Below are 17,349 nucleotides of genomic sequence, written 5' to 3' on the forward strand. Positions count from 1 at the left end.
GCGATGCCGCAGCTGACCCCCTACCTCACCGTGCGGGACGCCCGGTCGGCGGCGGCCTGGTACGCCGAGGCGCTGGGCGCCCACGTCGTCGGCGAGCCGTACGTGATGGACGACGACCGCATCGGGCACGCCGAGCTCGACCTCGGCGGGGCGCGGCTCTACCTCGCCGACGAGTACCCCGAGCTGGGGCTGGCCGCGCCGGACCCCGGTCGGGTCAGCGTGACGCTGCACCTCGCGGTGCCCGACGCCGACGCGGCGGTCGACCGGGCCGCCGCGGCCGGCGCCACCGTGGAGCGGCAGCCGGCCGACGGGCCGGGTGGGCGCACCGGCGTCGTCGTCGACCCCTTCGGCCACCGCTGGATGCTGCAGACCCCGGCGTCGGCCGACCCGGAGCCGCGCCCCCCGGTGCGCCCCGGCGACGCGGTGTACCTGACGCTGCGCGTGCCCGACGGCGCCCGTGCCCGCGACTTCTACGAGTCGGTGCTCGGCTGGACGTCGGTGCCCGGGCGGGTCCCCGACGGCTGGCAGGTGGACGGCGCCGTGCCGATGGTCGGCATCGGCGGCGGGGACGGCGAGGTCGGCACCGTGCCGGTGTACGCGGTCGACGACATCGAGGTGGCCGTGGCCGCGGTCCGGACGGCGGGTGGGCGGGCCGGCGAGGTCACCGACCAGCCGTACGGCCGGACGGCGGAGTGCCGGGACGACCAGGGACTGCCCTTCTGGCTGGCTCAGCTGGGCTGAGGGGCCGGGTCCTCGGGCGGGGCGTCGCCGGGCTCGTCCCCGTGGTACCGCGCGTCCTGCCGGCCGGGCCCGCCGTACTCGTCGACCATCAGCAGGTCGCGGCGCACGTGCCGGCGGCGGTAGGCGACCCGGCTGATCAGGTGGGCGCTGACCGGGGCGGTGAGCAGCTGGAAGGCCGCCACGAGCAGCAGCATCCAGACGTTGGCCCAGCCGTCGAGCCGGATGGCGCCACCGACCATGACCAGCAGCACGCCGAGCACCTGGGGCTTGGTGCCGGCGTGCATCCGGGACAGCACGTCGGGGAAGCGCACCAGCCCCAGCCCGGCGGTCAGGCACAGCGCGGCGCCGGCCAGCAGGCAGGCGAAGGCGACGACGTCGGACGAGCCCGTCACGACCCGGCCTCCCGCTCCTCGGCGGCGACCGGCAGTCCCAGGTCCCGGCCGTCGCCGGTACCCGAGCGCAGCAGCATCCCGCCGACGTAGCGGGCCACCGACACGGAGCCGACGAAGGCCAGCAGCGCCACCACGACCAGCACCGGCACCACCGTCGGGTCCTGCGTGAGCGCGACGTGCACCGCCAGGCCGGCCGCGATGATCACCAGCAGCGTGTCGGTCGCGACCACCCGGTCCAGCAGCGAGGGTCCGCGGGCCAGGCGGACGAGGGCCAGCAGCGCTCCCCCGCCGATCATCGCGTACAGCGCGAACTGCACGAACGTCACGACGTCGGCACCTCGTTCCTCAGGTCCCCGTCCAGGGCCGCGACGTCCGCGGGCGAGCCGAAGGCGTGCACCAGACGCCGCTCCACCACCAGGACGTGCGCCTTCTTCCGCTCCACGTCGTCGAGGTCGCGCACGGGCAGCAGGTGGAGGGTCATGACCCGCTGCTCGCGGTCCAGGTCGAGCACCAGGGAGCCGGGCACGAGCGAGGTCGCCTCGGCGACCATCGTCAGGAGCAGGTCGGAGTCGGCACGCAGCTGCACCTGGACGATCGCCGTCCGGTGCACCCCGCCCGGACGCAGGGCCTGCCAGGCGACCTCGGCTCCGGACGAGAACAGGTCGAGGACGAAGTGGCCGAGGAAGGCCAGCAGCGGCACCGGCCGCACCCGGGTGCCGCCGACCACGTGCGGGAGCGGCAGCAGCGTCAGCACGGCCAGCGCGACGAGCAGGCCGGAGAGCAGGTTCGCCCAGGACCAGGTGCCCCACAGCAGCATCCAGACCAGGACCAGCCAGACGACCAGCGGGCCCTGGTGGCGCAGCCGGGTGGCCGCGGGCTCGACGCTCACGGGACCTCACCCTCCCCGAACACCGACGCGGTGTAGGGCGTGCGCTCGAGCAGGTCCACCGACGCCCGGTCGGCCAGCCCGTAGAGCGGTCCGGCCAGCCCGGTGAGGGCCACGGTGAGCGCGACCAGCGCCGCCGTGGCACCCACCATCGTGCGCGGCAGCGGGCGCAGCGCCCGGACCGCGCCCGCGGCGGGCGGCAGGTCCGGCTCGGTCGCCGTCGCCACCGCCGTGTGCCGTCGCCACGCGTCCTGCAGCGCGGTCCGCGCCGGGCCGTCGGGGGACGCCGTCCCCTCCGACGCCCCCGCACCGTCGGCGGACGCCGGCCGGTGGCGCTGCACGGAGTCGGCGGCCGCGGCGGCGGCGGTGTCCTCGGCCGGCGACTGGTTCGGGGACCGCCAGAACGCGCGGGTCCAGACGCGGGCGACCGCGAGCAGGGTGAGCAGGCTGGTGGCCACCCCGCCGGCGACCAGCGTCAACGCCGCGGCGCTGCCCTCGGCGACCCCGGCCTGCAGCAGGCCGAGCTTGCCGATGAACCCCGACAGCGGCGGGATCCCGGCCAGGTTCATCGCGGGCACGAAGAACAGCACGGCCAGCAGCGGTGAGCGCCGCGCCAGGCCGCCGAGCTTGTCGATCGAGGTGGTGCCGCCCTGGCGCTCGACCAGCCCCGCGACCAGGAACAGCGTCGTCTGGATGGCGATGTGGTGGGCCACGTAGAAGACCGCGCCGGCCAGCCCGGCCGCCGTCCCCAGCGCGATGCCGAACACCATGTAGCCGATGTGGCTGACCAGGGTGAACGACAGCATCCGGCGCAGGTCGCTCTGGGCGACCGCGCCGAGGATGCCCACCAGCATCGTGGCCAGCGCCGCCCACAGCAGCAGGTCGTCGAGCGCGCCACCGGGGAACAGCAGCGTCTGGGTGCGGATGATCGCGTAGACGCCGACCTTGGTGAGCAGGCCGGCGAAGACCGCGGTCACCGGTGCGGGGGCGGTCGGGTAGCTGTCGGGCAGCCACGCCGAGAGCGGGAAGACGGCGGCCTTGATGCCGAACGCGATGAGCAGCATCGACTGCAGCAGCACCTGGGTGCCCTCGGGCAGCTCGCCGAGCCGCACCGCCAGCTGCGCCATGTTCACCGTGCCGGTCGCGGCGTAGACCAGCCCGATCGCGGCGAGGAACACCAGCGAGCTGGTCAGGCTCACGATGATGTAGGTGATGCCGCCGCGGATGCGCGCCGCCGTCCCGCCGAGGGTGAGCAGGACGTACGAGGCCATCAGCAGGATCTCGAAGCCGACGTAGAGGTTGAACAGGTCGCCGGCGAGGAAGGCGTTGCCCACGCCCGCCACCAGCACCAGGAACGTCGGGTGGAAGATCGACAGCGGCGTCTCCTCCGACCCGTCGGCCGCGCCCTGGCCGACGGCGAACACGAGGACGCCGAGCGCCACGGTCGAGGCGACGACCAGCATCAGCGCCGACAGCCGGTCGACGACGAGCACGATGCCCAGCGGTACCGGCCAGCCGCCGACCGAGACCGAGCTGGCGCCCTCGGCGTCGGCCACGAACAGCAGCACCACGGAGACGGCGAGCACCGTGCTGAGCACGGTGGTGCTGAGGGTGCGCTGGAAGGTCGGGTGCCCGGAGACCAGCAGCGCACCGGCCGCCCCCAGCAGCGGGAGCAGTACCGGCAGCGGGGCGAGGACCTCGATCACCGGGTGCCGCTCCCGGCGGGCAGGTCGACGTCGTCCGCCAGCTCCTCGACGTCCACGTGCAGGCTGTCGGCGTGCCCGGCGGCGCGGTCGTCGGGGGCCAGCTCGTCGGGGTCGAGCTCGTCGGCGTCGAGCGCCCTCCGGGCGGCGACCCGGCGGTCCTCCTCGTCGGTGCCGACCGCCTCGTTGCGCGCCAGCCGCCAGGAGCGGTGGATGATCGCCAGCAGGAACGCCGAGACGCCGAAGGTGATCACGATCGCGGTCAGGATCAGCGCCTGCGGCAGCGGGTCGTTGAACGCCTCCGGGTCGGAGTAGCCGAGGATGGGCGCCAGCCCCGAGGGGCCGCCGGTCGACAGCACCAACAGGTTGGTGGCGTTGCCCAGCAGCAGGAAACCCAGCAGCACGCGGGTGAGGCTGCGGTCCAGCAGCAGGTACACCCCCGCCGCGTAGAGCCCGCCGATCATCACCGGCAACACGATCGTGGGGGTCATCGCAGCACCACCTCCCCGGGTGACAGTTCGATCTCGTCCTCCTGGTCCTCCTGGCGGTCGAGCTCCGCGCCCAGGCTGCGCAGCACGTCGAGGACCAGCCCCACGACGATCAGGTAGACGCCGATGTCGAAGAAGAGCGAGGTCACGAGCTTGACGTCGCCGAGCACCGGCAGCGTGGTCTGCAGGATCGCCGTCTGCAGCACCCCGGCGCCCAGCAGGAGGCCGGCCACGCCGGTGCCGCCGGCGAAGAGCAGCCCGCCGCCGAGCAGCAGGCCCGGCGCGACCGGTGCGGCCTCCCCCAGCTCGTAGCGCCCGCCGGCCAGGTAGCGCAGCACCAGGGCCAGGCCGGCGACCAGGCCGCCGGCGAACCCGCCGCCGGGCTCGTTGTGCCCGGAGAACAGCAGGTACAGCGAGAAGACCACGATCGTGTGGAAGAGGATCCGGGTGACCACCTCCAGCACGACCGAGCGCCGCGCCGGGTCGAGCGTCGCGGTCGCGGCCAGCCAGCGGTCCCGCGGCGCCCGGCGGCTGCGCTCGCGCCGCTGCGCCAGGTCCGCCCGGGTCACGCGGTCGACGCCACCGGTCCGCCCGCGGAGGAAGACCAGGCTGGCCACGCCGGTGGCGGCGACGACCAGCAGCGAGATCTCGCCGAGGGTGTCCCAGGCGCGGATGTCGACCAGGGTCACGTTGACGACGTTCTTGCCGCCGCCGAAGTCGTACGCCGGCCCGGGCCAGGCCTCGGACACCGGCGTCGCGGTGCGGGCCGACAGCGCCACCGCGCCCACAGCGGCCATGAAGGCGCCCACGGCGACGGCGATCACGCCGCGGACGGCGCGCTCGCGCGGCCGGTGCCGCTCGGAGATGTCCTTGGGCAGCTTGCGCAGCACCAGCACGAAGGCGACGAGCGTGAGCGTCTCGACGAGGAACTGGGTGAGCGCGAGGTCGGGGGCGCCCTGCAGGGCGAAGACGACGGCGATGCCGTAGCCGGTGACGCCGACGACGAGCACGGCCGAGAGCCGCTGGCGGATCCGCAGGGTCAGCGCGGCGGCGGTCACGACCACGACGCCGACCACCGCCTGCACCGGGGTGTCCCAGGCCCGCCACTCGCCCGGCCACGGGGCGCGGGTGAGCAGCAGCGTCCCGGGCAGGGCGAGCACCACGACCAGGATGGTGCCGAGGTAGGCCGGCAGCGAGCCGCGCTGGGTGGTGCCGGTGACCAGCACCGAGAGCCGGTCGACCGCCTGGACGACGTTCCAGTAGCCCTCGTCGGCCGAGGCGCCGACGGCCACCCGCCGCTGCAGGCGCGTGACCGGCCCGCGGACGGCGAACAGCGCGGCACCGCCGGCGATCGAGAGGGCCGACAGCGCCAGCGCCGGCTGCCAGCCGTGCCACAGGCCCAGGTGCGCGGGGTAGGGGGCCAGTAGCGGCAGCGTGTCGGCGTAGCCGGCGACCAGCGGCTCCAGCAGCGGGCTGGCCGGCCCGAGGACCAGCCCGGTCAGCGCCAGGACGGCGGGGGCGGCGAGGAACAGCGGCTCCGGCGGGTGCTCGACCGCGGTGTCCTCGACACCGGGCTTGCGGGCGAAGGCTCCCCACACGAAGCGCGCGGTGTAGGCGGCGGTGAGCACCGAGCCCGCCACCAGCCCGGTCAGGACGACGGCCGCGGCGGTCCGGTCGGGCAGGCCAGCGTCCCACAGCGCGGCGAAGGCCGCCTCCTTGCCGACGAACCCCAGCAGCGGCGGCAGCCCGGCCATGGACGCCGCCGCGGCGGTGCCGATGGCGGCCAGCAGCGGCAGCCGCCGGCCGAGCCCGGACAGCCGGCGCAGGTCGCGGGTGCCGGTGGCGTGGTCGATGACACCGACGGTGAGGAACAGCGTGGACTTGAACAGCGCGTGCGCCAGGGTCATCACCAGGCCTGCGGCGGCCAGCTCGCGGCTGCCGCCGCCGACCAGCGTCACGAGGAACCCGAGCTGGCTGACGGTGCCGAAGGCGAGCAGCAGCTTGAGGTCCTTCTGGCGCAGCGCGCGGTAGCCGCCGAGGAGCATCGTGGCCACGCCCAGGCCGAGCACGACCGGCCGCCAGCCGGGGACGTCGGCCAGCCCGGGGGCCAGCCGGGCGACCAGGTAGACGCCGGCCTTCACCATCGCCGCGGCGTGCAGGTAGGCGCTGACCGGCGTCGGCGCCTCCATGGCCGCGGGCAGCCAGAAGTGGAACGGCACCAGGGCGGACTTGGTGACCGCACCGACCAGCACCAGCGCCGCGCCGGCGGTCATGGCCGGGCCGCTGCCGGGGTCGGTGACCACCTCCGACAGCAGGGACGAGCCGCTGGCCTGGCCGATGAGGATCAGCCCGACCAGCATCGCCAGCCCGCCGGCGGTGGTCAGGATGAGCGCCTGCGACGCCGCCCGCCGCGCGGCCAGCCGCCGTCCCGAGCCCCCGATCAGGAGGAAGGAGAAGACGGTGGTGAGCTCCCAGAACACGTACAGCAGGAAGAGGTCGTCGGCGACGACGAGGCCGAGCATGGAGCCGGCGAAGGCGGTGAGGCAGCCGGCGAAGCGGCCGGTGCCCTCCTCGCCCGGGGCGAAGTAGCGGGCGCAGTAGACGAGCACCAGCGCCCCGACGCCGGTGACCAGCGCGGCGAAGGCGAGCGCCAGGGCGTCCAGCCGCAGCGCGACGTCCAGCTGCAGAGCGGGGATCCACGGCACCGTCTCGCGCAGCTCCTCGCCGGCGAGCACCGGGCCCAGGCGCGACAGCACCCAGACGAAGCCGGCGGCGGGCACGAGCGCCAGGGCGAGGAAGGCCTGCCGCCCCCACCACCGCACGAGGACGGGCGCCAGCACGCCGGCGAGCAGGTGGAGGAGCAGTAGTACGAGCACGTGTCTCCGGGAGTCGTGGGGCGGCTCGGGGACACCAAGACGTCGGTCGACGACGGCCGGCGGTACCCCGAGTCTACCGGGGCGCGCCGATCGAGCCGCCTCGGAGGCGGACGGGCCCGGCTGGCCCGATGCTGCTCTACCCGCGGGGACGGGACCCGACCCGCGGACAGGGCCCCTGCCCCGCGTGACCTCCGCCCCTGCCCCGCACCGTGGGCAGGGGCGGAGGTCGCGGAGGGGACCCCGGCGGCCGACCGGACGATCAGCCCTCGGCGACCTCGGCGGCCTCCAGCCAGTCGGTCTCGACCTGCTCCTTCTCGGCGAGGACGGCGCGCAGCCGCTCGTCGAGCTCGAGCACCCGCGCGTGGTCGGTCGCCGCCGCGGCGAGCTCGCCGTGCAGCCGTTCCTCCTCGGCGGCGAGCTTCTCCAGGCGCCGCTCCAGCCGCGCGGCCTCCTTGCGGGCGGCCCGCACCTCCCCTGCCGGGCGAGCCGGGGAGGTGGGGATCGCCGGCGCGGGAGCGGCCGCGGCGGCCGAGGGCAGCGCCGCCTCCCCCGCCGCTCTGCGCTGCAGGTACTCCTCGACCCCGCCGGGCAGGGCGGCCAGCGAGCCGTCGCCCATGAGCGCGACCACCGAGTCGCAGACCCGGTCGACGAAGTACCGGTCGTGGCTGACCACCAGCACGGTGCCGGGGAAGCCGTCGAGCAGGTCCTCCAGCGCGGTGAGCGTGTCGATGTCGAGGTCGTTGGTCGGCTCGTCGAGCAGCAGCACGTTCGGCTCGGCCATGAGCAGCCGCAGCAGCTGCAGGCGGCGCCGCTCGCCACCGGAGAGGTCACCGACCGGCGTCCACTGGCGGGACGCCGGGAAGCCGAACCGCTCGGCCAGGGACGACGCGGAGATCTCCTGGTTGCCGATCCGGGCGATCCGGGCGATCTCCTGCACCGCCTCGAGCACCCGCAGCCGGCCGGGCAGCTCGGTGACGTGCTGGGACAGGTAGGCCGGGGCGACCGTCTGCCCGCGCACCACCCGGCCGCGGTCGGGCTCGGTCTCCCCGACCAGCAGCCGCAGCAGCGTCGTCTTGCCCGCCCCGTTGACGCCCACGACGCCGATCCGGTCACCGGGGCCGACGTGCCAGGTCAGGTCCCTGAAGAGGGGCCGCGAGCCGTCGTCCGAGGGCACCGCGTAGTCGACGTCCTCCACGTCGTAGACGGTCTTGCCCAGCCGCCGGCTGGCGAAGCCCTTGAGCGCCATCGAGTCGCGCGGCGGCGGCTCGTCCTCGATCAGCGCCTGGGCCGCCTCGATGCGGAAGCGCGGCTTGCTGGTGCGCGCGGGGGGCCCGCGGCGCAGCCAGGCCAGCTCCTTGCGGACCAGGTTGAGCCGGCGTTCCTCGGTGATCGCCGCGATCCGGGCGCGCTCGGCCCGGGCGAGGGTGTAGGCCGCGTAGCCGCCCTCGTAGGCGTGCACCCGGCCGTCGGCGACCTCCCAGGTCTGGCTGCAGACCTCGTCGAGGAACCACCGGTCGTGGGTGACGACCACCAGCGCGCCGACCCGGTCCCTGACGTAGCCGGCCAGCCAGGCCACGCCCTCGACGTCGAGGTGGTTGGTCGGCTCGTCGAGCACCAGCAGGTCCAGCGGGCGGACCAGCTGCGCGGCCAGCGCCACCCGCCGCCGCTCGCCGCCGGACATCGGCGCGACCGGGGAGTCCAGCCCCAGCCGGTCGAGCTCCAGGCCGGTGAGCACGCTGCGCACGGCCGGGTCGGCGGCCCACTCGTGCTCGGCGGCGAAGAGGCTCGCGGGCAGGACGACGTCGCGCACGGTCGCGCCGGGCGGCAGCGTGCCGGACTGGTCGAGGACGCCGACGGCGAGGTCGCTGCGGCGGGTCACCCGGCCGGAGTCGGGCTCCTCGCGCCCGGTGAGGACGCCGAGCAGCGTGGACTTGCCGCTGCCGTTGCGCCCGACCACGCCGATCCGCTCGCCGGCGGCGATGCCCAGCGAGACGTCGTCGAGCAGGACGGTGGTGCCGTGTGCCTTGTGCACCCGCTCGAGGTTGACCAGGTTGAGGGGCGCGCTCATCGCCCTCCAGTATCCGCGGCGGCGCCAGCGGCCGAGGAGCCGACCACCGCGCGCACGAACGCCGCCGGGTCGTCCTGCCAGGGGTGGTGGCCCGCGCCCGGTTGGACGACCAGCCGGCCGCCGCGGAACAGGTCGGCGTACTCGGCGGCGCGGGACGGCGGGAGGGCGACGTCGTACTCGCCGGCGACCAGCGGCCGGTCGGTCACGGCGGCCGCCCCGGCTCCGGCGTGTGTCCCGCCCGTTCCGTGAGGTCAGCGGCGCGCCGGGTCGGTGGAGTGCCTACACTCTCGATCTGCGTGGTCGCGGGGACGCACCTACCGTCGGGCCGGTGCGTCTCCCCCCGGTCCCCTGGTCGGAGGTCGAGCGCCGCGCCCGGTCCGTGTCCGGTGGGCCGGTCACGCGGGCCGGCGGCGCCGACGACCTGACCGTGCACGGCCTGGTGACCGACTCGCGGCTCGTCGTCCCCGGTGCGTTGTTCGCCTGCGTCCGCGGGGCCACGAGCGACGGGCACCGGCACGCCTCCGCCGCCGCGGCCCGCGGTGCCGCCGCCCTGCTGGTCGACCGGCCGGTCGACACCGCCCTGCCCGCGCTGTGCGTGCCGTCGGTGCGTGCCCAGCTCGGCCCGCTCGGCGCGCTGCTGGCCGGCGACCCGGCGCGGGCGCTGCGGCTGGTCGGGGTGACCGGCAGCAACGGCAAGACGACGACCAGCGCCCTCGTGCGCGGGGTGCTGGACGCGGACGGCGACCGCACCGGCGTCGTCGGCACGCTCGGGGCCGAGGTCGGGAGCCGCTCGCGGAGCACGGCGCTGACCACGCCGGAGGCGCCCGAGCTGCACGAGCTGCTGCGCTGGATGGTCGACGCCGGGGCCCGGCGGGCGGTCGTGGAGACCTCCTCCATCGCGCTGGACATGGGCCGCATGGACGGGCTGACCTTCCAGGTCTCGGTCTTCACCGGCTTCGAGGAGGACCACCTCGACCACCACGGCACCCTCGAGCAGTACTGGGCCAGCAAGGCGCGGCTGTTCGAGGCCGGGCGGACCGCCGCCGGGGTGGTCGTCACCGACGACCCGTGGGGACGGCGGCTGGCCGACCAGGCCGCGGTGCCGGTGACCCGGGTCGGGTCCGACGGGGACGCCGGCGTCCGGGTGCTCGGCTGGCGCACCGGGAGCGGTGGCACCGAGGTGCTGCTGGGCGACGACACCGGCGGCCACCGGGTGCACAGCCCGCTGGTCGGGCGGGTGCACGTGACGAACCTGGCGGCCGCCTGGGCCACCGGCCGGGTGCTCGGCGTGGCGCCGGACCGGATCGCCGCCGGGCTGGCCGCGGTGGCCCCGCCGCGGGGGCGCAACACCGTCCTCGGCGGGTCGGGCCGGCCGCTGGTCGTCGTCGACTACGCGCACACGCCACGCGCGCTGGCCGCTGCCCTCGGCACCGCCCGCGACCTCACCGGCCGCGGCGGCCGGGTGCACCTGGTGCTCGGCGCCCGCGGCCGGCGCGACCGGTACAAGCGCCAGGGGCTGGGTGAGTCCGCCCGGGCCGCCGACTGCGTGTGGCTGACCAACGAGGGCAGCCACGGCGAGGACCCGGCGGCGATCCGGGCCGAGCTGCGCGTCGGCCTGCTCGGCTCGTCGGCGCGGGTGCGCGAGGTGCCCGACCGGCGGGCGGCGATCACCGCCGCGGTGGGCGCCGCCGGGCCGGCCGACGTCGTCCTGGTGGTGGGCCGCGGCCACGAGACGCGGCTGCTGGACACCACCGACCCGCGGGACGCGGTCCACCTGGACGACGCCGAGGTCGCCGCCACGGCACTGACGACCCTGCACGCGAGCGGGGAGGACCTGCGCGGACGCGCGTCCTGAGCACCCTCCCGGCCGGTCGGGACCGTCAGTCGGCGGTCGCGACCCCGAGCCACGGCCGCAGCGCCCCGTCGGCGAGCAGCCGGCCGACCCGGCCGGACTGCTCCTGCGCCTGCTGCCAGCGCGGGTCGTCCCCGTGCCTCCGGGAGACCTCGGCGTCGACCGCGTCGGCGCGCTCGCTCCACTGCGGCGGACTGTCGCCGAGGTCCGCGGTCGCGGTCTCCCCCAGTCGGAGACCCGCCACGTCGAGCAGCCCCCGCAGCTCCCCCTCGGTCGGGAAGTCGTTGCCCTCGGGCAGGGGCGGGGGCAACGGGCGGTCGGCCACGAAGACCAGCAGCCCCAGCCGGCCGCCGCCCGCCAGCACCCGCCGCAGCTCGGCCAGCGCCGGCGCCTTGTCGGAGGTGGTGCAGAGGACGCCGAGGCACCAGGCGGCGTCGAAGGCGGCGTCGGCGAACGGCAGCCGTTGCGCCAGCGCGGTCACCGACGGCAGCCCGAACAGCCGGTGCGCGGCGCGCGCCGCCTCGAGCATCGGCTCGGCACAGACGGCCCGCACGCCACGGTCGGCCGCCAGCCACCCGGCCGGCCCGCCGACGCCGGCGCCGTCGTCGAGCACCCGGCTGCCGGTCGTCAGCTCCAGCCGGTCGGCCAGCCAGCGCAGCGCTCCCTCGCTGCCGCTCCCCCGGCACCCGGCCGGGACGGCGTGCTCGGGGCCCAGTGCCCGCACCGCCTCCTCGGTCCACCCGGCGACGGTGCCGAACTCGGCCTCCATCGCCTCGCTCTCCAGCTCGCTCATGCTGCCTCCCTGATCGCGGCGGCGACCTCGGCCTTGACCCGGGCGCCGTCGTCCTCCCCGCCGCCCGAGGCCAGACCGGACAGGTTGACCCCCACGACCCCGGGGACGCCCAACAGCGCGCGGGCCTCGGCCACGGCGGCCGCGATGCCGGCCGACCGCGGGTCCGGCGCGGCGAGCACCTCCTCGACCGTGGTGTCGTCCACGTGCAGGCCGGGGAAGCGCTGCAGCACCCGCGCCGAGCGCTCGTCGGTGTAGACGGCGACCGCGGCGACGAACGGCAACGTCGCCCCGGCGCTCCGCGCGGCGACGACGAAGGCCGCCACCTCCGCCGGGGTGCGGACGTGGTTGAGGACGCACACCTGCGCCCCGGCCCGTTGCTTGTCCGCGACCCGGGCCGGCCGGCGGTCGACCGGCGGGGCCGCGGGCGCCTCGGGGACGGCGACCGGCAGCCCCGCCGCTCCGGCGAGCGCCGCCAGCCGGGTGCCGTCGAGGTCGAACACCTGGGTGGCGCCGGACCGGACGCCGGGGCCGCGGGCGTCGCCGGTCACGCACAGCACGCCGTCGACGCCCACCGCGGCCAGGCCGGCCAGCTCCTGCTCCAGGACGACGCGGTTGCGGTCACGGCAGGCCAGCGTCGTCCACGGCCGGCCGCCGGCGTCCCGGACCTCGGCGGCGAACAGCGTGGGCGGGAAGTCGGGCCGGTTGGCGTGCTCGCCGACCAGCAGTCCGTCGGACACCGGGGCCAGCACGCCCACCACCCGGCGCACGGAGGCCGGGTCGAACGGCGCCACGGTGAGGTCGGTGAGCACGACCGGCCCCGTGCGGGCGCGGTCGAGCAGGCTGCCCGGTGGCGGCGCGACCGGGGGCGCCGCCGGCGCGTCCCAGGCGGGGGCGGGGTCGTCGAGGAAGACGCAGCGGTGCTCGGCCACCTCGCAGCGGCCGTCGTCCCGGACGCCACCGCACGGGCCGAACACCATCCGCTTGGGGCAGCCCGGCCGCCGGCGGTCGTCGTCCACGGTCGGGGCCTGACCCGTCCGGTCCCCGCCCAAACCGGCGTCCCCGGGCGGCGGCTACCGCCCGGCCGCCGGGATCGTCATGCTGGCCGCGACCGGTCCCGCGACGGAGGAGCCGCCCGTGCCCGTCTTCCCACCCATGCCGCTGGCCGAGTGGGCCGACACCAAGGAGACCCTGCACCGGTTCCTGCAGGTCGTCGGCAAGCTGCGGCTGGCCAACGCCCCGCGGCGCAACCACTGGTGGCACATCCCCTTCCACCTCACCGGCCGGGGGCTGACCACCCGCCCGATGGGCTTCGACCCGGTCTTCGCCGTCGACCTCGACCTGGTCGACCACCGGCTGGAGGTGGCCGTCGCCGACGGACGGCGGGCGTCGTTCCCGCTGCCCGGGCTGAGCGTGGCGGCGTTCTACCGGCAGCTGCTCGACACCCTCGCGACGCTCGGCCTGCCCGCCACCGTGGAGATCCCGGTCCCGTTCGACCTGGCCGACCGCACCCCGTTCGCCGAGGACGAGCACCACGCCTCCTACGACCGCGACCGGGTGACCCGCTACTGGGTGGTGCTGGGCCAGGTGGCGCAGGTGCTCGAGGAGTTCGCCGGGCGCAGCTACGCCAAGACCAGCCCGGTGCACCACTTCTGGCACACCTTCGACCTCGCCGTCACCCGCTTCTCCGACCGCCGGGTGGAGCAGCCGGACACCGTCGACCCGGTCACCCGCGAGGCCTACTCGCACGAGGTCATCAGCGCCGGCTTCTGGTTCGGCGACGACCAGGTGCCCGAGCCCGCCTTCTACTCCTACACCGCCCCCGAGCCGCCGGGCCTGGTCGAGGAGCCGCTGCGACCGGCCGCGGCGCGCTGGATCGACAGCCGCGGCGCGCACCTGGCGCTGCTGCCCTACGAGGACGTGCGCACCACGGCCGACCCGCGCGGCGTCGTCCTGGACTTCCTGGAGAGCGCCTACGTGGCCGGCGCCCGGCGCGCCGGCTGGGACCTCGACGCCCTGCGCTGTCCGACCGCACCCGAGCCCCGATGACCACGACCGTCCCCACCGCCCGGAGGTCCGCGCCATGAGCAACCTCGACCGCCGTCCGCCCGCCCGCGAGCTCGGCGGGCTCGAGGACACCCCCGCCGGCCCGGTGCTGGACCTGCTGCCGGGCAAGGAGGTGCTGCTGGGCGAGAGCACCCGCGTGCGCCGCCTGCTGCCGACCCTGGGTCGCCGGCTGGTCGGGGCGTGGGCGTTCGTCGACCACTACGGCCCCGACGACATCACCTCCTCCCCCGGCATGCAGGTGCCGCCGCACCCGCACACGGGCCTGCAGACGGTGTCCTGGCTGCTCGACGGCGAGGTGCACCACCGCGACTCGCTCGGCAGCGACGCGCGCATCCGCCCCGGCGAGCTGGCCCTGATGACCGCCGGGCACGGCATCGCGCACTCCGAGCAGTCCCCGGCGGTGCACCCGCGGTACCTGCACGGCGCGCAGCTGTGGGTGGCGCTGCCCGAGACCGCCCGCGACACCGCGCCGGCCTTCGCCCACCACACCGCGCTGCCCGGCTTCACCTCCGACGGGCTGACCGCCACCGTGCTCATGGGCAGCCTCGGCGGGGCCACCTCGCCGGGCACCGCGCACACCCCGCTGGTCGGCGCCGACCTGGAACTGACCGCCGGCACGGACGTCGAGCTGCCGCTGGAGCCGGACTTCGAGTACGCCCTGCTGGCCTCGTCCGGGTCGGCCGAGGTGGAGGAGGCGCCGCTGGAGGTCGGCGCCATGCTCTACCTCGGCACCGGACGGCGCACGGTGCGGGTGCGCGCTGCCGGGCCGACCCGGCTGCTGCTGCTCGGCGGCGAGCCGTTCGAGGAGCGGATCGTCATGTGGTGGAACTTCGTCGGCCGCTCCGGTGAGGAGATCGCCGAGTACGCCGAGCGGTGGAACGCCGAGGACGGGCGCTTCGGCGCCGTGGTCGGCTACGACGGCGACCGGCTCCAGGCCCCGCCACTGCCCCCGGTCCCGCTCAGGGCCCGCGGCCGGGAACGCTAGGGGACGGGGCGGCCTCCCCCCGAGGGGGTAGAGGAACCGCCGGGTCTCTGTGGAACCCGGACGGCCGGTGCGATGACAGGAGCATGAGAGCGCTGGCCCAGGACGAGGAGCGGGTCGCCTTCTGGCGGCGGCACACCGTCAGCGGGATCGTGCTGTGCGGGGTCCTGCCGGCGGTCATCGCCGTGCGCACCCTGGCCACCGACCCGCCTCGTGCCGGGGCCATCCTCGCCCTGGCCGCGGGAGTGGCCGGAGCGGCACCGCTGCTGGCGCTGGTCCCGGTCGACCGGCTGGTCCTCCACCCCCGGGGCCGGCTCTTCTACGACGCCTGGGAGGCCGCGGGCATCGCCCTGGTCACCACGGCCTGCCTGCTCGACACGGGGGCCGACAGCCCCTACGTGCTGTTCCTGTTCGTCCTGCTGGCGCACGCGGCACTGGCCTACCCGCCGGCCGGTGTCGCGCTGGCCGGCGGCACCATCCTGGTCGGGTACCTGGGCATGGGCCTGGGGGTCGGCGGTGTACCCGCGGACCACGTCCTGGTGGGTGCCCTCGCGCTGGCAGCCGCCACCGCCACCTGCGCCTTCGCGTCCGCGAACCACCAGCGGGCCTACCAGCGCACCGCCGCCTACGCCCAGCAGCTCGCCCTCCTCGCCGAGCGCGACGGGCTGACCGGTGCGCTCAACCACCGCGCCTTCCACCAGCGACTCCGCGCCGAGGCGGCCCGCGCCGCGACCGACCGGCCGCTGAGCCTGCTCCTGGTCGACGTCGACGAGTTCAAGACCGTGAACGACACCCTGGGCCACCTGGCCGGGGACGCGGTGCTCCGCCTGGTCGCCGGGTCGATGCAGGAACTGACCCGCAGCGAGGACGTCGTCGGGCGCCTGGGCGGTGACGAGTTCGCCCTCCTGCTGCCGGGCACCGACCTGCCGGAGGCGACCGGGATCGCCGAGCGGCTCGTCACCCACGTGCGCACCACCGCCGCCCCCTTCGCGGCCACCGTGAGCGTCGGCGCGGCGACGGTCACGTGGAGCGACCCCGTCGGGCTGCAGGCCACGGCCGATGCGGCCGTGTACCACGCGAAGCACAGTGGCCGGGACCGGATCTGCGTGCCACCAACGGCGCTCGACGGCCCGCGGACCGTGCCCGTGGCCCCGTCGGGACGCTGACCCCGGCCCCGCCCGGCGCCGGCCTGCGGGCACAGGACGGCGCGGGACGGCGTTGCTGCCGGCATGAGTGCCGCCGTGGACCCCCGCATGCTCGCCTTCGTCGCCACCCAGCACGCCGGCGTGCTGGCCACCATCAAGCGCGACGGGCGGCCGCAGCTGTCGAACCTCTTCTACGCGTGGGACGGCGAGCAGCAACTGGCCCGCATCTCGGTGACCGCCGACCGCGCGAAGACCCGCAACCTGCAGGCCGACCCCCGGGCGACCCTGCACGTGACCTCGGCGGACTTCTGGACGTGGGTCGCCGTCGAGGGCACCGCCGAGCTCAGCCCGGTCGCGGCCGACCCGCACGACGCCACGGTCGAGGAGCTCGTCGGCTACTACCGCGCGCTCAGCGGCGAGCACGAGGACTGGGACGCCTACCGCGCGGCCATGGTCGCCGACCGCCGGCTCGTCATCCGGCTGCGCCCGGAGCACACCTACGGGCAGGTCCGCGGCTGATGCCCTGAGCCGCGGCCGGCGGGTGGTCGGGGTCGGTCCACCGCACCGGCTCGCGGCTGCACCCGTCAGCTGCCCTGGGGCACCTGCATCACCGACAGCGGGGCACCCCACGGGTCCTCCACCACGGCGAAGCGGCCGTACTCGGTGTCCATCGGCGCCATCGTCACCTTGCCGCCGCCGGACTCCACCGTGGCGACGGCCTCGTCGGTGGAGTCGACCGCGAAGCACGCCGTCCAGCCCTTCGGGGAGCCCGGCTGGTGGCCGCCGAGGCCACCGAGCATGCGGTCCCCGGTGGCGAAGGTCTGGTAGCCCTCCGCGCCGGGCACCTCGGCCCAGCTGAAGCCGAAGACCGCCGTGTAGAACTCGCGCGCGGCGGCCGGGTCGTCGACCGCGGCCTCGCTCCACACCAGCGACCCGTGCTCGTTGAAGACGCGGTACCCGGTGTGCTCGCCGGACTGCCACAGGCCGAACGCGTTGCCCTGCGGGTCGGCGGCGATGACCATCGTGCCCATCGGCCCGACCTCCATGGGCTCCACGACGACGGCGCCGCCGGCCTGCCGGATGCGGGCGGCCGTGGCCGCGGCGTCGTCGGTCGCGAAGTACGTCGTCCAGCCCGGGGAGTCACCCGGGTCCATCAGCGGGCCGAGACCGGCGGCCGGCTCGCCGTTGCGGGTGGCGTTGAGGTACCCGCCGTACTCGGGGTCACCGCCCTGGAACTCCCAGCCGAACAGGCGGCCGTAGAAGTCCTTCGCAGCGTCGATCTCCGAGGCGCCGTAGTCGATCCAGCAGGGGGTGCCGGCCGGCCACGGGGTGTTCCGAGTGGGCATCGCTCCTCCTCGT

General features: G+C 76.0%; 17 protein-coding genes. 6 read left to right on the top strand and 11 right to left on the bottom strand.

The window, feature by feature from the left end; genetic code table 11:
• Positions 1 to 3: 3 nt before the first annotated feature.
• Entirely contained in the window at positions 4 to 741 is a 738-nt protein-coding gene (locus ACI79G_RS05580) for a VOC family protein (RefSeq protein ID WP_456880152.1), read from the top strand.
• Here ACI79G_RS05580 and mnhG read toward each other — a convergent pair.
• The 8 genes from mnhG to ACI79G_RS05620 form a co-directional block, all read right to left on the bottom strand.
• On the bottom strand, positions 729 to 1,133 hold the full coding sequence (mnhG, locus tag ACI79G_RS05585; protein ID WP_456880153.1) for a monovalent cation/H(+) antiporter subunit G: 405 nt from the start codon (positions 1,131 to 1,133) through the stop codon (positions 729 to 731). The genes ACI79G_RS05580 and mnhG overlap by 13 nt on opposite strands.
• Complete coding sequence (locus ACI79G_RS05590; RefSeq protein ID WP_456880154.1) at positions 1,130 to 1,459, bottom strand: monovalent cation/H+ antiporter complex subunit F; 330 nt, start codon at positions 1,457 to 1,459, stop codon at positions 1,130 to 1,132. Before ACI79G_RS05590 ends, mnhG begins: the two co-directional genes overlap by 4 nt.
• Entirely contained in the window at positions 1,456 to 2,022 is a 567-nt protein-coding gene (locus ACI79G_RS05595; protein ID WP_456880155.1) for a Na+/H+ antiporter subunit E, read from the bottom strand. Before ACI79G_RS05595 ends, ACI79G_RS05590 begins: the two co-directional genes overlap by 4 nt.
• Positions 2,019 to 3,725 carry a Na+/H+ antiporter subunit D gene (locus tag ACI79G_RS05600; RefSeq protein WP_456880156.1) on the bottom strand — a complete coding sequence of 569 codons (1,707 nt, stop codon included), beginning with the start codon at positions 3,723 to 3,725 and terminating at the stop codon, positions 2,019 to 2,021. The genes ACI79G_RS05595 and ACI79G_RS05600 overlap by 4 nt, the downstream gene beginning before the upstream one ends.
• On the bottom strand, positions 3,722 to 4,213 hold the full coding sequence (locus ACI79G_RS05605; protein ID WP_456880157.1) for a Na(+)/H(+) antiporter subunit C: 492 nt from the start codon (positions 4,211 to 4,213) through the stop codon (positions 3,722 to 3,724). Before ACI79G_RS05605 ends, ACI79G_RS05600 begins: the two co-directional genes overlap by 4 nt.
• Positions 4,210 to 7,086, bottom strand: a complete 2,877-nt coding sequence (locus ACI79G_RS05610) for a Na+/H+ antiporter subunit A (protein WP_456880158.1) — start codon at positions 7,084 to 7,086, stop codon at positions 4,210 to 4,212. The genes ACI79G_RS05605 and ACI79G_RS05610 overlap by 4 nt, the downstream gene beginning before the upstream one ends.
• A gap of 259 nt (positions 7,087 to 7,345) precedes the next feature.
• The gene (locus tag ACI79G_RS05615; RefSeq protein WP_456880159.1) at positions 7,346 to 9,154 is read right to left on the bottom strand and encodes an ABC-F family ATP-binding cassette domain-containing protein; all 1,809 of its coding nucleotides are present in this window, start codon (positions 9,152 to 9,154) and stop codon (positions 7,346 to 7,348) included.
• The gene (locus ACI79G_RS05620) at positions 9,151 to 9,360 is read right to left on the bottom strand and encodes an alpha/beta fold hydrolase (protein WP_456880160.1); all 210 of its coding nucleotides are present in this window, start codon (positions 9,358 to 9,360) and stop codon (positions 9,151 to 9,153) included. The genes ACI79G_RS05615 and ACI79G_RS05620 overlap by 4 nt, the downstream gene beginning before the upstream one ends.
• Positions 9,361 to 9,482: 122 nt before the next feature.
• On the opposite strand from ACI79G_RS05620, the gene ACI79G_RS05625 reads away from it, so the two are divergent.
• On the top strand, positions 9,483 to 11,009 hold the full coding sequence (locus tag ACI79G_RS05625) for a Mur ligase family protein (RefSeq protein ID WP_456880161.1): 1,527 nt from the start codon (positions 9,483 to 9,485) through the stop codon (positions 11,007 to 11,009).
• A gap of 25 nt (positions 11,010 to 11,034) precedes the next feature.
• On the opposite strand, the gene ACI79G_RS05630 is transcribed toward ACI79G_RS05625, so the two are convergent.
• The gene (locus ACI79G_RS05630) at positions 11,035 to 11,799 is read right to left on the bottom strand and encodes a class I SAM-dependent methyltransferase (protein ID WP_456880162.1); all 765 of its coding nucleotides are present in this window, start codon (positions 11,797 to 11,799) and stop codon (positions 11,035 to 11,037) included.
• Positions 11,796 to 12,815, bottom strand: coding sequence for a methylenetetrahydrofolate reductase C-terminal domain-containing protein (locus tag ACI79G_RS05635; protein ID WP_456880163.1), 1,020 nt, complete (start codon positions 12,813 to 12,815; stop codon positions 11,796 to 11,798). Before ACI79G_RS05635 ends, ACI79G_RS05630 begins: the two co-directional genes overlap by 4 nt.
• Before the next feature lie 118 nt (positions 12,816 to 12,933).
• Here ACI79G_RS05635 and ACI79G_RS05640 point away from each other — a divergent pair, with 118 nt between their 5' ends.
• From ACI79G_RS05640 to ACI79G_RS05655, 4 genes are all read left to right on the top strand, one after another.
• Positions 12,934 to 13,845, top strand: a complete 912-nt coding sequence (locus ACI79G_RS05640) for a DUF5996 family protein (RefSeq protein WP_456880164.1) — start codon at positions 12,934 to 12,936, stop codon at positions 13,843 to 13,845.
• A 34-nt stretch (positions 13,846 to 13,879) separates the two neighbouring features.
• Positions 13,880 to 14,848 (top strand): pirin family protein, encoded by a 969-nt coding sequence (locus ACI79G_RS05645; RefSeq protein WP_456880165.1) that lies wholly within the window; start codon positions 13,880 to 13,882, stop codon positions 14,846 to 14,848.
• Between the two features lie 83 nt (positions 14,849 to 14,931).
• Positions 14,932 to 16,011, top strand: a complete 1,080-nt coding sequence (locus ACI79G_RS05650) for a GGDEF domain-containing protein (protein WP_456880166.1) — start codon at positions 14,932 to 14,934, stop codon at positions 16,009 to 16,011.
• 63 nt (positions 16,012 to 16,074) lie between these two features.
• Complete coding sequence (locus ACI79G_RS05655) at positions 16,075 to 16,509, top strand: PPOX class F420-dependent oxidoreductase (RefSeq protein WP_456880167.1); 435 nt, start codon at positions 16,075 to 16,077, stop codon at positions 16,507 to 16,509.
• A gap of 65 nt (positions 16,510 to 16,574) precedes the next feature.
• Here the strand turns inward: ACI79G_RS05655 and ACI79G_RS05660 are convergent, their stop codons facing one another.
• A complete protein-coding gene (locus ACI79G_RS05660) occupies positions 16,575 to 17,336 on the bottom strand; it encodes a VOC family protein (protein ID WP_456880168.1) in 762 nt (253 codons plus the stop codon).
• Between the last annotated feature and the right edge of the window lie 13 nt (positions 17,337 to 17,349).

Source organism: Geodermatophilus sp. SYSU D00779 (assembly GCF_054050595.1).

What these genes read in the sequence shown, in the direction of transcription:
- ACI79G_RS05605 (WP_456880157.1), bottom strand. Translation starts at nt 4,213, where the DNA reads ATGACCCCCACGATCGTGTTGCCGGTGATGATCGGCGGGCTCTACGCG.
- ACI79G_RS05650 (WP_456880166.1), top strand. Translation starts at nt 14,932, where the DNA reads ATGAGAGCGCTGGCCCAGGACGAGGAGCGGGTCGCCTTCTGGCGGCGG.
- ACI79G_RS05630 (WP_456880162.1), bottom strand. Translation starts at nt 11,799, where the DNA reads ATGAGCGAGCTGGAGAGCGAGGCGATGGAGGCCGAGTTCGGCACCGTC.
- ACI79G_RS05660 (WP_456880168.1), bottom strand. Translation starts at nt 17,336, where the DNA reads ATGCCCACTCGGAACACCCCGTGGCCGGCCGGCACCCCCTGCTGGATC.
- ACI79G_RS05655 (WP_456880167.1), top strand. Translation starts at nt 16,075, where the DNA reads ATGAGTGCCGCCGTGGACCCCCGCATGCTCGCCTTCGTCGCCACCCAG.
- ACI79G_RS05615 (WP_456880159.1), bottom strand. Translation starts at nt 9,154, where the DNA reads ATGAGCGCGCCCCTCAACCTGGTCAACCTCGAGCGGGTGCACAAGGCA.
- ACI79G_RS05580 (WP_456880152.1), top strand. Translation starts at nt 4, where the DNA reads ATGCCGCAGCTGACCCCCTACCTCACCGTGCGGGACGCCCGGTCGGCG.
- ACI79G_RS05645 (WP_456880165.1), top strand. Translation starts at nt 13,880, where the DNA reads ATGAGCAACCTCGACCGCCGTCCGCCCGCCCGCGAGCTCGGCGGGCTC.